Source organism: Geodermatophilus sp. SYSU D00710 (genome assembly GCF_054050195.1).
In genome coordinates, this window is sequence record NZ_JBJGYX010000008.1 from 69,302 (window position 1) to 82,598 (window position 13,297).

Sequence of the window (13,297 nt, forward strand, 5' to 3'; positions counted from 1 at the left end):
CCGCCCTCCCTGCTCCGTCGCGGACCGGCGTCAGCGGGTCTCGCGGTGGACGGTGTGCCGCTTGTCCTTGGGGCAGTACTTCTTCAGCTCGAGCCGGTCGGGGTCGTTGCGCCGGTTCTTGCGGGTGATGTAGTTGCGGTTCTTGCACTCCTGGCAGGCCAGGGTGATCTTCGGACGGACGTCGGTGGCTGCCATGGAGGCTCTCCTAGCCTTGTGCGGACCGGCCCGCCACGGGCCGGGGGACCGTGCCGGCGGGTGCCGACACGGCGACGGACCCCGGGGGTCCGGGGTCCGTCTGGAGTAGCGGTGACCGGATTTGAACCGGTGACACAGCGATTATGAGCCGCTTGCTCTGCCTGGCTGAGCTACACCGCCGGGAAGACCGCGCGGCCCGGTCTCGCGACTGGACCGGTGGGTCGGAGCCCCTTTACGGAATCGAACCGTAGACCTTCTCCTTACCATGGAGACGCTCTGCCGACTGAGCTAAAGGGGCGTGCTCGAGGAGCCGTCGAGGACTATACCCGACGCCCTCGGGCCTCCCTGTGGGGGTCCGCTGTGAGCCGGGCAACGTGCTGGAACGGCCCCGCGTCAGGGTCCCGCCGCGAGCGTCCACGGCCTGCCTGCAGGGCCCGCCGCGAGCCTGCGAGCGGTGGGGACAGGGAGGTCGTCCACGGGAGGACGCGGGGTCCTCCGTCACGCGCGGACGAACAGCCGGCGGTGCTGGGCCCCGGGGGCCGCCGAACGCACGCCGGTGCGGGCCAGCAGCCAGCTCTCCAGCCGCTCGTCGGGCAGCGGCCGGCTGACGAGGAAGCCCTGCAGCTTGTCGCAGCCCATCTCGGTCAGCAGCTTGCGGGTGAGCTCGTCCTCGACACCCTCGGCGACGACCCGCAGGCCCAGGTTGTGCGCCAGCTCGATGATCGACCGGGCGATGAACGACTCGCCCTGGCTGGTGGACATGCCCAGCACGAAGGACTTGTCGATCTTCACCTCGTCGATGGGCAGCTGCCGCAGCTGCGACAGCGACGAGTAGCCGGTGCCGAAGTCGTCCATCGACAGCCGCAGGCCCAGCGCGTGCAGCTCGGCGAGGACGGTGCTGGAGCGCACCGAGTCGTCGACCACGCTGCCCTCGGTGAGCTCGAGGATGAGCAGCTCGCCGGGGACCCCGTGCCGGCGCAGCGCCCGCTGCACCCGCTCGACCAGATCGGGCTCGGCCAGGCAGCGCGCCGAGAGGTTCACCGCGACCGACAGGCCGATGTCCTGGTCCAGCCACCGGCGGCAGCGGGCCAGCGCCAGGTCGAGCACGTGGTCGGTGAGCGGGCCGATGCGGCCGATCTGCTCGGCGAGGTGGATGAAGTCGTCGGGCGGGATGGCGCCGAAGCGCGGGTGGGCCCAGCGGACCAGGGTCTCCACCGAGACGATGTCGGAGGTGCGGGCGTCGATGATCGGCTGGAAGACCACGCTGATCTGGCCGTCGGTCATCGCCTGCTCGAGCTCGGTGCCCAGCTGCAGGCGGCGCAGGCTCTGCTGGTCGAGGACCTGGTGGTAGCTGGCCACGCCGGAGCTGTCGGTGGCGGCGAGCAGGGCGACGTCGGCCCGCTGCATGAGCGAGCCCGCGTCGGTGCCGTGCACGGGCGCGGCGGCCACGCCGATGGTCAGCGTGACCTCGAGGTCCAGGCCGGCGACGCGGGCGCGGGTGGAGGTCGCCTCGCGCAGCCGGCGCGCGGCGCGCTCGCTGGCGGCCAGGGACAGGCCCGGCAGCAACACGGCGAACTGCCCGCCCTCCATGCGGGCCACCAGGGCGTCCGGCGGCGCGTGCTCGCGCAGCAGCCCGGCCGTCACCAGCAGCAGTTCGTCGGCGGCGGCGTGGCCCAGGGTGTCGACGATCTCGGTGTGGTTGTCCAGGGCGGCGAGCACCAGCCCGGCGCGGGCGCCGACCGGGTCGGCCGTCAGCAACTGGTCGATCTCGGCGGCCAGCCGCTGCCGGTTGGGCAGACCGGTGAGGCGGTCGTGGTCGGCGTCGTAGCGGATCTGGGTCAGCAGCTGCTGCTGGCGGATCGCGGCGTTGACGTGGGTCAGCATCGAGTCCAGCGCGGAGCGGTCGCTGCCGGAGAAGGACACGACGTCGCTGCGCCGGTCGCACACCTCGAGGTAGCCCGGTTCGCCGGCCGCGGTCGCCACCGGGGCACCGAGGACCTCCTGGGCGCCGCGGCGGGCCAGGGCGGCGGCCTCGGCCGCGGTCGCCCGGGCCGCGGTCACCAGCACCGGCTCCGACGAGCCGGGCGTCAGGGCCCGCTGGCGGAGCACGTCCTCGGGGTCGGCGGGCCCGTCGTACCACGTGACGCCGCCGTCACCGGCCACGACGAGGCGCGGCGCCTCGTCGAGGTAGGGCGGCAGCCACAGCGCGACCTTGTCCGCGTTGAGCAGCTCCTTGACCGCGACGGCGATCTCCAGCGGCCCGTCGGTGTCCTGCCGCACCTGCTCCACCCGCCGGGCGAACTCGTAGACGCGCTGCAGGCTCGCGCTCTCGCGGGCGACGCCGGCGAAGCGCCGGAACAGCAGGACGACCGCGAGGACGACCGGGACGATCAGGACCCAGGCCCAGGCGCTGACCGAGATCAGCAGCGCCGCCACCAGCCCGGCCGCGACGGCGAGCGGGCCGATCACGGCGATGGGCACGAGCAGCTCGGTCCACAGGCTGCGCCCGGGGTACCCGCCGGTGGCGGCGATGGCCACCGCGACGAGGACGGCGCCGGTCAGGTCCGCCGCGATGACGGCGAGCAGCAACGCGAGCCAGCTGATGGGGTCACCGGCGCCGGCGGCGGGGAAGGCGGACAGGACCAGGACCGCGACGGCGGTCTCGGTGACCGCGCTGGCGATGTTGAAGACGGCCTTGACCAGGCTGTAGCGCTGGTGGAGCAGCACCAGGCCGAGGGCGAGGACCCGGGCGACGGCGGCCCAGAAGCCGCCGATGGCGACGAGGGCGACGGTGAGCGCCAGCTCGTTGACCGACCAGGTGAAGGTCTGCCGCCGGAGCTCGATGTGGAGCGGGAAGTACTCGGTGACGAGGAACGCCGCGGTGATGGCGACGAGGGTCCAGCCGGGGAACCGGTCGGCGTGCGGCACGAGGACCAGGCCGATCGCCAGGCACGCCACGACGACCGCGGGCGCGGTGGGTCGCCAGGGCTCGACGACGGACCGTCGCGCACTCGGCGGCGCGACGGACTGGGGTTCGGCCACGGCGACCCGGTTCTCGAGGGGGGACGGACGGGCCAGACGCTAACAGCGGCCGAGAGCCCCGGGCAGGTCCGCGCGCAGGGGCCTCCCCCTCCCGGGGTGGGTGGCGAGCCGACCCACCCCGGGACCTCAGACGAGGTTCAGCTCCAGCGAGCGCCTCGGCTCCAGCGGGCGCCGCGGCTCCAGCGAGCCCCCCGGCTCCACCGCGCACCCCGGCTCCAACGCGCACCACGCTCGTTCATGACGCCTCCTCAGGCATGGAAAGGACAGCTTGGGACTGCGGGCTGTCACCCAGGCGCGGGGGCAGAGCGTCGTTCGTGGACGGACCGCGCCCGGAACCCTGCTGCCCGCCACTCGGGCGAGGCAAGCACGCAGGATCACGATGGAGTGACGAACCGTTATGTCGCCACCGTGAGTCACTGTGAGTAAGCAATCCGTCACCGAAACGAGTGAACGGAGTGTCGCACGAGACGGATCCTCCTGGACAGAGCCGCTGCGCGGGAGGCAGGGGTCCTACGCTGCGCGCCGTGCGGACGGCGGACGAGCGGGCGGCGGGGACCTCCCCGGAGCGCGGCTCCGCGCTGCCCTTCGTGCTGGTCTGCTGGCTGGTGGCCGCGTTCATGGCGCTCGGGGCGGTCGCGGCCTCCGACGCCTTCCTCGAGCAGCAGGACCTGCAGGCGGCCTGCGACGGCGCGGCACTGGCCGCGGCCAACCGGGCCGACGAGGAGCGGGTCTACGCCACGGGCGTGGGCGCGGCTCTGCCGCTGACCACCGAGACCGCCCGCGCCGCCGTCGCCGACCACCTCGCCGACGGCGGGACCGCCCTCGACACCTGGTCGGCCGAGACCGACGGCACCGAGGTGACCGTCCGCTGCGCGCGCTCGGTGGACATCGCCTTCGGCTGGCTGTTCCTCGGCGGCCGGCCGCTGCCGGTCGACGCCGTCGCCGGAGCGCGGGCGCCGACGCTGGGCTGAGACCGGACCGGCCCGGACGGACTGCGGCCCCCGACCTGCCGGTCGGGGGCCGCTGTCCGTGGGTGTGGCGGGTGAAGGATTCGAACCTTCGTAGGCTAAGCCGACGGATTTACAGTCCGCTCCCATTGGCCACTCGGGCAACCCGCCGTGGTGCCACGGGAGAGAGCGTACAAGACGGGCCGGCACGGCCCCGACGGGTCCCGCCGCGGGTCACCCCCGCGCGGGAGGTGAGGAGCAGACATGGCCGACTCGTCCTTCGACGTGGTGAGCAAGGTCGACCGCCAGGAGATCGACAACGCGCTCAACCAGGCGGGCAAGGAGCTCTCCCAGCGCTTCGACTTCCGCGGCACCAACGCACGCATCTCCTGGGCGGGCGAGAACGGCGTCCTGCTCGAGGCTGACACCGAGGAGCGGGTCACCGCCGCCCTCGACGTCTTCAAGGACAAGCTCGTGAAGCGGGGCATCTCACTCAAGGCGCTCGACGCCGACGAGCCGCAGGCCTCGGGCAAGGCCTACAAGCTGTCCGCGCGCATCAAGCAGGGCATCGAGTCCGACACCGCCAAGAAGATCGCCAAGATCATCCGCGACGAGGGGCCCAAGGGCGTGCAGGCGCAGATCCAGGGCGACCAGCTGCGGGTCAGCGGCAAGAAGCGCGACGACCTGCAGGCGGTGCAGCAGCTGCTGCGCGGCAAGGACCTCGACGTCGCCCTGCAGTTCGACAACTACCGCTGAGGCGCCCCCGGCGCGGGCTCGACGGGCCGCGCGCCCGGGACCTGGCGTGGCGGGGGATGGCCGGCGGAACCGCGCAGTCCGCCCCCTCTCCGCGGTCGACCTCCGGGTCGGTCACGCCAGGGGAGCCGGTGTGCGCACCGGTCGACGTCCTCCTCGAGCCGGGACGGGGGCTCGGGTGGATCGGCGCGCTGGGAGTTCGCGTCCGCGGCGCACGATCCCCCGAGGAGCTGTACGCACCTGGGACGGCGCGGGTCGAGGAGTACGGGCGGCACACCGGCCACGCCGACCTGCTCCGCGAGGCCGTGGACGGGCTGGTCGGCGAGGCCCCTCCCGCCGGGTGGCGACCGGCGGGCGCCACCCGGGGCTGACGCCGGCCCACCCGCTCCCCCGTCCGCCATCTCACGCGCGGGATCAGGCCGGTTCCGTTCCGTCACGCCGGGCCGGGGACGGACGGGCGGCGGCGAGGGCCGACCGCGCCGCCGACTTACGCTCGGGATCCGGAACGGCATCGGTCGGAGAGCGCTCGCGCGGTGGAGCGGCTCCGCCCCACAGGGCCGGCACACAGCCCGAGCAGAGGGTGCGCACATGGAACACGTGTCCTGGACCCAGCGGCCGCTCCCGCCCGTCCCCGGTCCGGCGCTCCTGGTCTGGGGACGCGCGCTGCGGACACCCATCGACCTGACGGTGAGTCGCGGCGAGCTCCACGAGACCGTGGACACGGCCTGGCTCCGCCACCGTGCGCCCGTGGACGTCGACGAGTTGCTCCTCGTCTACGAGGAGCTGACCTCCAACGGCCTGCGCCACGGGCGGGCGCCGGTCCTCGTCCACGTCGTGGCCACGGGGGGCGGCTGGACCGTCGACGTGACCGACGCCGCCGTCGAGCGCCCTCCCGTGCCCGCTCACGACCGGGACCCGGCCCGCGGGGGGCTGGGCCTGCACCTCGTCGCCCGGCTGTGCCCCGCGCACGGCTGGGTCCTCGACGACGGCCGCAAGCACGTCTGGGCGCACGTCGGGGCGGCCTGAGCGCGGACCCGGAGGGCCCGGACGGTCGGTCCGCCACCCCTGGCCGGGGGTACCAGCGGCGTCCGCGGGATCCCTGGCGTCCCGGCCATGCCGGTCCACCCCCAGTCCCAGGCCTTCCTCCACATGGTCGCCGACGCCCCACCACTGGACGCCTGCACGGTGGAGGAGAACCGGGCGCAGCTGGCCGCCGTCGTGCCCCTCACCGGCGAGCGCGCCGACCTGGCCGACGTGCGGGACACGACGCTCCCCGGTCCGGCCGGCGACGTGCCCGTCCGGGTCTACCGCCCCAGCAACGACGACGGGCTGCCGGTGGTGGCGTACTTCCACGGCGGCGGGTGGGTGCTGTGCGACCTCGACACCCATGACACGACCTGCCGCGACATCGCCCGGTACTCCGGAGCCGTCGTCGTGTCGGTCGACTACCGCAGGGCTCCGGAGGCCCCGTTCCCCGCCGCGTTCGACGACTGCCTGGCCGTCACCCGCGCCCTGCTCGACGGCAGCAGCGGCCTCGGGACCGACCCCGCGCGGGTCGCCGTCGCCGGCGACAGCGCCGGGGGCAACCTCGCCGCCGGGATCGCGCAGGCGCTGCGCGACGTCCGGCCGCCGCTGGCACACCAGGTGCTCGTCTACCCCCTCGTCGACGCCCGCACCGGACGGACCGACAGCTACCGCAGCTACGGGGAGGGCCACTTCCTCACCCACCGCGACATCGACTGGTTCCTGGCGGTCTACGGCGGCGACGCCGACCGGTCCGATCCACGGCTGTCGCCCGCGATGGCCGAGGACCTCACCGGGCTGGCGCCGGCCACCGTGGTCACCGCCGGGTGCGACCCCCTGGTCGACGAGGGCGCCGCCTACGCCCGGGCCCTGGCCGAGGCGGGCGTCCCGACGGAGTACACGTGCTTCACCGGGCACGTGCACCCCTTCGTGCTGCTGGGCGGCCTGGTCGACGACGCGCACGAGGCCCGCCGGCTGATCGGCCGGCGCCTGGCCGAGACCTTCGGGACCCGCCCGGTGGCCACCTGAGCGGCCGGCCGTCAGCCCTCCCGCGCCATCCGCTCCAGGCGGGCGATCCGCTCGGCCATCGGCGGGTGCGTGGCGAACAGCGCCGCCAGCCCGACCGGCCGGAACGGCGGGGCGATCATGAGGTGGCTCTGCGCCACCAGCCGGTCGTCGGGCGGCAGCGGCCGGGCCTGCGCCCCCGCGCCGATCCGGCGCAGCGCGCTCGCGAGGGCCAGCGGGTCACCGGAGAGGCGGGCACCCTCGGCATCGGCCTCGTACTCGCGGCTGCGGCTGACTGCGAGCCGCACCAGGACGGCGGCCAGCGGGCCGAGCAGCACCAGCAGCAACGTGCCCAGGAGGCCTGCGCCGTCGTCGCGCTCGTCGTCGCGGTTGCCGAACAGCGCGCTGAACGTGGCCAGGTGCGCCAGGTAGGTGACGACGGCGGCCAGCGCGCCGGCGACCGACCCGATCAGGACGTCGCGGTTGTAGACGTGCGAGAGCTCGTGGGCGAGCACCGCGCGCAGCTGCCGGCGGTCGAGCAGCTCGAGGACACCCTGGGTGCAGCAGACCGCGGCCCGGCGCGGCGTGCGCCCGGTGGCGAAGGCGTTGGGCTGGTCGGTGGGGCTGACGTAGAGGCGCGGCATGGGCTGGCGCGCCTGCGTGGCCAGCTCGCGGACCATCGCGTAGAGGCCCGGTGCCTGGGTCTCGGTGACCGGGAAGGCGCGCATGGCGCGCAGGGCCAGCCGGTCGGAGCGGTACCAGGCCCACCCGTTGACCCCGAGGGCCACGACCAGCGCGACGAGCAGTCCCGCCCGGCCCGCGACGAGACCGCCCACGGCGAGGACGACGCCGGCCATCGCCCCCAGCAGGAGAGCGGTCCGCACCCCGTTGCCCCAGCGCCGCACCTCACGTGAACGGAACGACGGCGACCCCCGTTCCCCGCCACCGACTGCGATCCCCCTCACGGACGACGCCGTCCGGAATGCCTGCCGCCCGGCCGGGGTTGCGTTGAGGAGACCCCGCACTCGGGCGCGTCGGCTACCGTCCGTGATCCGCGTCACGGAACCAGCCGGCACACCGCCACGTAACCTCGGCCGCTGGAGGTAACACGCCTGATGACTGCTCTCGAACCGTCCACGACGCCCGGCAGCTCGGCCCCTGGTGGGCTCGTCAAGAGCGTCGTCGAGCTCGACCGGGTCGTCATCCGGCTGGCCGGCGACTCCGGTGACGGCATGCAGCTGACCGGCAACCGCTTCACCAGCGAGACCGCGTCCTTCGGCAACGACCTGTCGACGCTGCCCAACTTCCCCGCCGAGATCCGCGCGCCGACGGGGACGCTGCCCGGCGTCAGCTCCTTCCAGCTGCACTTCGCCGACCACGACATCATGACGCCGGGCGACGCCCCGGACGTCCTGGTGGCGATGAACCCCGCGGCCCTCAAGGCCAACCTCGCCGACCTCCCGGGCGGCGGCCTGGTGATCGCCGACAGCGACGAGTTCACCCCGCGCAACCTCGCGAAGGTCGGCTACGCGACCAACCCGCTCGAGGACGGCTCGCTCGACGGCTGGCAGGTCGTCGCCGTCCCGCTGACGTCCATGACGCTCGAGGCGCTCGCCGACTCCGGGCTCGGCAAGAAGGAGGCCGAGCGGAGCAAGAACATGTTCACCCTCGGCCTGCTGAGCTGGATGTACCACCGGCCCACCGAGGGCACCGTCCGCTTCCTGGAGCGGCAGTTCCGCCGCAAGCCCGAGATCGCCGCGGCCAACATCGCGGCCTTCCGCGCCGGCTACAACTACGGCGAGACGACGGAGGCCTTCGCGGTCTCCTACGAGATCAAGCCCGCGCCGATGGCCCCGGGCCGCTACCGCAACATCTCCGGCAACCAGGCGCTGGCCCTCGGGCTGGTCGCCGCCGGGCAGCGCTCGGGCCTGCCGGTGTTCCTCGGCGCCTACCCGATCACCCCGGCGTCGGACATCCTCCACGAGCTGTCCCGGCACAAGTCCTTCGGCGTGCGCACCTTCCAGGCCGAGGACGAGATCGCCGGCATCGGCGCCGCGCTGGGCGCCTCGTTCGGCGGCGCGCTCGGCGTCACGACGACGTCGGGCCCCGGCGTCTCGCTGAAGTCCGAGGCGCTGGGCCTGGCGGTGATGATCGAGCTGCCGCTGGTCGTCGTCGACGTGCAGCGCGGTGGCCCCTCGACCGGCCTGCCGACCAAGACCGAGCAGTCGGACCTGCTGCAGGCGATGTTCGGCCGCAACGGCGAGGCCCCGCTGCCGGTGATCGCGCCCCGCTCCCCCGGCGACTGCTTCGACGCCGCGCTCGAGGCGGCGCGGATCGCGCTCACGTACCGGACGCCGGTCATGCTGCTGTCCGACGGCTACCTGGCCAACGGCGCCGAGCCGTGGGCCATCCCGGCCGTCGACGAGCTGCCCGACCTGCGGGTCGAGTTCGCCACCGAGCCCAACGGCGCGGCCGCCGACGGGACGCCGGAGTTCCTGCCCTACCTGCGCGATCCCGAGACGCTGGCCCGCCCGTGGGCCGTCCCGGGCACGGCGGGCATGCAGCACCGCGTCGGCGGGCTGGAGAAGGCCGACCGGACCGGCAACATCTCCTACGACCCGGCCAACCACGACCTGATGACCCGGCTGCGGCAGGCCAAGGTCGACGGCATCGCGGCCGACATCCCGGCCACCGACGTCGACGACCCCGACGGCGACGCACGGGTCGCGGTCATCGGCTGGGGCTCCACCTACGGGCCGATCGGGGCCGCCTGCCGGCGGGTCCGCCGCTCGGGCCGCAAGGTCGCCCAGATCCACCTGCGGCACGTCAACCCGATGCCGGCCGACCTCGGCGAGGTCCTGGGCCGCTACGACCGGGTGGTCTGCCCCGAGATGAACATGGGGCAGCTCGCGCTGCTGCTCCGCGCCAGGTACCTCGTCGACGTCCAGAGCCACACGCAGGTGCGCGGGCTGCCCTTCCGGGCCGCCGAGCTCGCCGCCGTGGTCCAGGACGTCATCGACTCCACCGCTCCGACCGCCAGCACCGGAGGCCAGCAGTGACCACCTCCCCGCACGTGCACGACCTCGGCATGCCGGGGACGCCGATCGACGACCGCATCCAGCAGGCGATCGCCGACTCCGTGGCCGGCCAGGGCGAGAAGCAGACCGCCCTCAAGGCCAAGGACATGAAGACCGACCAGGAGGTGCGCTGGTGCCCGGGGTGCGGTGACTACGTCATCCTCAACGCGGTCCAGAGCTTCCTGCCCAGCCTCGGCATCGCCCGCGAGGACATGGTCATCGTCTCGGGCATCGGCTGCTCCTCGCGCTTCCCGTACTACATGAACACCTACGGGATGCACTCGATCCACGGCCGCGCCCCGGCGATCGCCACCGGCCTGGCCGCCTCCCGGCCGGACCTGTCGGTGTGGGTCGTCACCGGCGACGGCGACGCGCTGTCGATCGGCGGCAACCACCTGATCCACGCACTGCGCCGCAACGTGGACATGACGATCCTGCTGTTCAACAACCGGATCTACGGGCTGACCAAGGGCCAGTACTCCCCCACGTCCGAGGTCGGCAAGGTCACCAAGTCCACCCCGATGGGCTCGCTGGACCACCCGTTCAACCCGGTCTCGCTGGCCCTCGGCGCCGACGCCACCTTCGTGGGCCGGGCCATGGACTCCGACCGCAAGGGCCTCACCGAGGTGCTGCGGCAGGCCGCCGAGCACCGGGGCACCGCGCTGGTGGAGATCTACCAGAACTGCAACATCTTCAACGACGGCGCCTTCGACCTGCTCAAGGACCCGTCGACCGGCCCGATGTGGACGATCCCGCTGCGCCACGACGAGCCGCTGGTGTTCGGTCCCGACGGCGCCTCGTGCGTGGTGCGCGACGACGTCGGGGGCCTGCGGATCGCCGAGACCAACCAGGTCGACGCCGGCGAGATCGTCGTCCACGACGCGACGCGGGAGGACCCGTCCTACGCGTTCGCGCTGTCGCGGCTGTCGAGCCAGGACCTGCGCTACACGCCGATGGGCGTCTTCCGCTCGGTCAGCAAGCCGACCTACGACCGGATGATGCTCGACCAGCTCGAGGAGGCCCGCACGCAGGGCCCCGGCGACCTCGACGCGCTGCTGGCCGGCAACGACACCTGGACCGTCTCCGCCTGAGGCACCTCCGCCGGGCCCGTCTCCCTCAGGGGAGGCGGGCCCGGCGCGTCTCCGCGAGCACCCCGGCGAGGACGGGCAGCACCCCGGTGAGTTCGGCGCGGGACGGGGCGGCGAAGCCCAGGACCAGACCGGCGACCCGCTCGTGCGGCCCCGAGCCGGTCAGGTGCCGGGCCAGCCCGTCGACGGCGAGCCCGCGGGCGCCCGCGGCGGCGACCACCGCCTCCTCGGCCGCGCGGTCCGGCAGCGGGACCAGCACGTGCGCGCCCGCCGGGTCCCCGGTGACGGTCACGCCCGCCGCGGCCAGCGCCTGCACCACGAGGGCCCGCCGCTCGGACAGCTCCCGGCGCAGCCGCCGCAGGTGCCGGGACAGGTCACCGGAGGCGGCCATGGCCGCGAGCACGCGCTGTCCCGCGCGGGCCGGCCGGGTGCCGGTCGCGGTCCGCTGCGCCAGCAGGTCCGCCCGCGGGGCCGGCGGCGCCACCACCCACCCGACACCCAGCGTCGGGCTCACGACCTTGCTGCTCGTGCCGAGGTGTACGACGACGTCGGGCGCGAGCGCGGCCAGCAGCGGCAGCGGGGCGACGTCGTAGCGCAGCTCGCCGTCGTAGTCGTCCTCGAGGACCCACCAGCCCTCCGCCCGCGCCCGGGCGACCAGCGCGACCCGCCGCGCCGCCGACATCCGACGCCCGAGGGGCCACTGGTGGGCCGGGGTGCAGTAGACGGCGGCCAGCCCCGCGGGCACGGCGTCGACGACCAGGCCGTCGTCGTCGACCGGGCAGGGCACCACCTCGGCCCCGGCCAACCGCAGCGCCTCCACCGCCCGCTGGTAGCCGGGGTCCTCGACGCCGACCCGGCTGCCGGGCGGGAGGAGCCGGGCCACCTCCGCCACCGCCGCGGAGGTGCCCGCGGTGGCCAGCACCGCGGCCGGGTCGACCGGCAGTCCCCGGTGCCGCAGCAGGTGCTCGGTGACCGCCGCCTGGAAGGCCCGGTCCCCGGCCGGGTCGGGGCCGGCGTCGGGCGGGACGTCGCCGGCCGTGCGCCAGGCCCGTCGCCACGCGGCCCGGTCGAGCACCTCCAGGCAGGGCGACCCGGCGCGCAGGTCGACCGCAGGCCGACGCTCGGCCGGCGCCGCGGCCCGCGTCTCGCGCAGTGCCGGCCCGGACGGCGCCGCGCCGACCACGAACGTGCCCGCGCCGCGGCGCCCGGCGGCCCAGCCCTCGGCGACCAGCTGGTCGTAGGCCGCGGCGGTGACGGTGCGGCTCACCCGCAGGGCGGCGGCGAGCTCCCGGGTGGAGGGCAGCCGGTCGCCGGGGCGCAGGGCGCCGTCGGCGGCCGCGGCGCGCAGCGCGTCGGCCAGCTGCGTGGCCAGCGGCCGCCCCGACCTGCGGTCGAGCACCACGGGCGGGACCTGCACGCGGCGCCCTCCCTCGTCTGATTGGCCTGCCGGAACGGCAGTCTACTGGCCCTTCCGGCAGGCCAGTGGAGCCCGCAGTCTGCTGGGGTGACCCCTGCCCCGCCGCTGTCGCCCACCGCCCGCAGCACCGTCCGCCGGGGTGCCGCGCGCGCCCGCACCGACCGCGCCGAGCTGTACGCCGTCCTCGACGCCGGCCTGGTCGGCCACCTGGGGACCGTCGTCGGTGGCACGCCCGTCGTGCTGCCCACCGGCTACGGACGGCGGGGGGACACCCTCTACCTGCACGGCTCGACCGGCGCAGCGAGCCTGCGCGCCGCGGCGACGGGCACGCCGGTCTGCTTCACGGTCACGCACGTCGACGGGGTGGTCTACGCCCGGTCGGCGTTCCACCACTCGATGAACTACCGCTGCGCCGTCGTGCACGGGACCGCCCGCGTGGTGAGCGACCCCGAGGAGCGGCTGCTCGGGCTCGAGGCGCTCACCGAGCACCTGGCGCCGGGCTCCTGGGCGGCCACCCGGCGGCCCGACCGCAAGGAGCTGGCGGCAACGGCGGTGCTGGCCCTCGACCTGTCCGAGGCCAGCGTCAAGGTGCGCACGGGCCCGCCCGCCGACGACGAGCGCGACCTCGCGGCACCGGTCTGGGCCGGGGTGCTGCCGGTGCGCACGGTCCTCGGTGACCCCGAGCCCGACCCCCTGCTCCAGGAGGACGTCCCGGTCCCCGCCCGGGTGACCGGCCGACGGCTCGGCTGA

Annotated in this window: 12 protein-coding genes and 3 tRNA genes; 8 read left to right on the plus strand and 7 right to left on the minus strand. The window is 74.6% G+C overall.

The features are described from left to right. Window positions 1-30 precede the first annotated feature (30 nt). The 4 genes from rpmG to ACI78U_RS05745 form a co-directional block, all read right to left on the minus strand. Window positions 31-195 carry a 50S ribosomal protein L33 gene (rpmG, locus tag ACI78U_RS05730; RefSeq protein WP_073421301.1) on the minus strand — a complete coding sequence of 55 codons (165 nt, stop codon included), beginning with the start codon at window positions 193-195 and terminating at the stop codon, window positions 31-33. Window positions 196-301: 106 nt separating this feature from the next. Further along, window positions 302-375 (minus strand) — tRNA-Met (locus tag ACI78U_RS05735). Between the two features lie 45 nt (window positions 376-420). Beyond that, window positions 421-493 (minus strand) — tRNA-Thr (locus ACI78U_RS05740). 200 nt (window positions 494-693) lie between these two features. After that, window positions 694-3,237, minus strand: coding sequence for a putative bifunctional diguanylate cyclase/phosphodiesterase (locus ACI78U_RS05745; protein WP_456874322.1), 2,544 nt, complete (start codon window positions 3,235-3,237; stop codon window positions 694-696). Window positions 3,238-3,761: 524 nt separating this feature from the next. Here ACI78U_RS05745 and ACI78U_RS05750 point away from each other — a divergent pair. Beyond that, on the plus strand, window positions 3,762-4,208 hold the full coding sequence (locus ACI78U_RS05750; protein ID WP_456874323.1) for a pilus assembly protein TadG-related protein: 447 nt from the start codon (window positions 3,762-3,764) through the stop codon (window positions 4,206-4,208). A gap of 65 nt (window positions 4,209-4,273) precedes the next feature. Here the strand turns inward: ACI78U_RS05750 and ACI78U_RS05755 are convergent. Continuing rightward, window positions 4,274-4,355: transfer RNA gene (locus ACI78U_RS05755), tRNA-Tyr, on the minus strand. Between the two features lie 93 nt (window positions 4,356-4,448). Between ACI78U_RS05755 and ACI78U_RS05760 the strand changes: the two genes are divergently transcribed. From ACI78U_RS05760 to ACI78U_RS05775, 4 genes are all read left to right on the plus strand, one after another. Beyond that, on the plus strand, window positions 4,449-4,940 hold the full coding sequence (locus ACI78U_RS05760) for a YajQ family cyclic di-GMP-binding protein (protein ID WP_456874324.1): 492 nt from the start codon (window positions 4,449-4,451) through the stop codon (window positions 4,938-4,940). Between the two features lie 128 nt (window positions 4,941-5,068). Then, window positions 5,069-5,308 (plus strand): hypothetical protein, encoded by a 240-nt coding sequence (locus ACI78U_RS05765; protein ID WP_456874325.1) that lies wholly within the window; start codon window positions 5,069-5,071, stop codon window positions 5,306-5,308. A 376-nt stretch (window positions 5,309-5,684) separates the two neighbouring features. Further along, window positions 5,685-5,963 (plus strand): ATP-binding protein, encoded by a 279-nt coding sequence (locus tag ACI78U_RS05770; protein ID WP_456874326.1) that lies wholly within the window; start codon window positions 5,685-5,687, stop codon window positions 5,961-5,963. 87 nt (window positions 5,964-6,050) lie between these two features. After that, window positions 6,051-6,989, plus strand: coding sequence for an alpha/beta hydrolase (locus ACI78U_RS05775; protein WP_456874327.1), 939 nt, complete (start codon window positions 6,051-6,053; stop codon window positions 6,987-6,989). 11 nt (window positions 6,990-7,000) lie between these two features. Here the strand turns inward: ACI78U_RS05775 and htpX are convergent, their stop codons facing one another. After that, window positions 7,001-7,930, minus strand: a complete 930-nt coding sequence (gene htpX / locus ACI78U_RS05780; protein WP_456874328.1) for a zinc metalloprotease HtpX — start codon at window positions 7,928-7,930, stop codon at window positions 7,001-7,003. A gap of 150 nt (window positions 7,931-8,080) precedes the next feature. Here htpX and ACI78U_RS05785 point away from each other — a divergent pair, with 150 nt between their 5' ends. Both ACI78U_RS05785 and ACI78U_RS05790 read left to right on the plus strand, forming a co-directional pair. Beyond that, window positions 8,081-10,024 (plus strand): 2-oxoacid:acceptor oxidoreductase subunit alpha, encoded by a 1,944-nt coding sequence (locus ACI78U_RS05785; protein WP_456874329.1) that lies wholly within the window; start codon window positions 8,081-8,083, stop codon window positions 10,022-10,024. Continuing rightward, window positions 10,021-11,133: a 2-oxoacid:ferredoxin oxidoreductase subunit beta gene (locus ACI78U_RS05790; RefSeq protein ID WP_456874330.1), complete on the plus strand. Its 1,113-nt coding sequence runs from the start codon at window positions 10,021-10,023 to the stop codon at window positions 11,131-11,133. The genes ACI78U_RS05785 and ACI78U_RS05790 overlap by 4 nt, the downstream gene beginning before the upstream one ends. Before the next feature lie 25 nt (window positions 11,134-11,158). Here ACI78U_RS05790 and pdxR read toward each other — a convergent pair whose 3' ends face one another. Further along, window positions 11,159-12,547 carry a MocR-like pyridoxine biosynthesis transcription factor PdxR gene (gene pdxR, locus ACI78U_RS05795; protein WP_456874331.1) on the minus strand — a complete coding sequence of 463 codons (1,389 nt, stop codon included), beginning with the start codon at window positions 12,545-12,547 and terminating at the stop codon, window positions 11,159-11,161. Between the two features lie 87 nt (window positions 12,548-12,634). Between pdxR and ACI78U_RS05800 the strand changes: the two genes are divergently transcribed. Continuing rightward, complete coding sequence (locus ACI78U_RS05800) at window positions 12,635-13,297, plus strand: pyridoxamine 5'-phosphate oxidase family protein (protein WP_456874332.1); 663 nt, start codon at window positions 12,635-12,637, stop codon at window positions 13,295-13,297.

Bases quoted from the DNA above. Each gene is read 5' to 3' on its own strand.
- rpmG (WP_073421301.1), bottom strand. From the start codon at position 195: ATGGCAGCCACCGACGTCCGTCCGAAGATCACCCTGGCCTGCCAGGAG.
- ACI78U_RS05760 (WP_456874324.1), top strand. From the start codon at position 4,449: ATGGCCGACTCGTCCTTCGACGTGGTGAGCAAGGTCGACCGCCAGGAG.
- ACI78U_RS05785 (WP_456874329.1), top strand. From the start codon at position 8,081: ATGACTGCTCTCGAACCGTCCACGACGCCCGGCAGCTCGGCCCCTGGT.
- ACI78U_RS05775 (WP_456874327.1), top strand. From the start codon at position 6,051: ATGCCGGTCCACCCCCAGTCCCAGGCCTTCCTCCACATGGTCGCCGAC.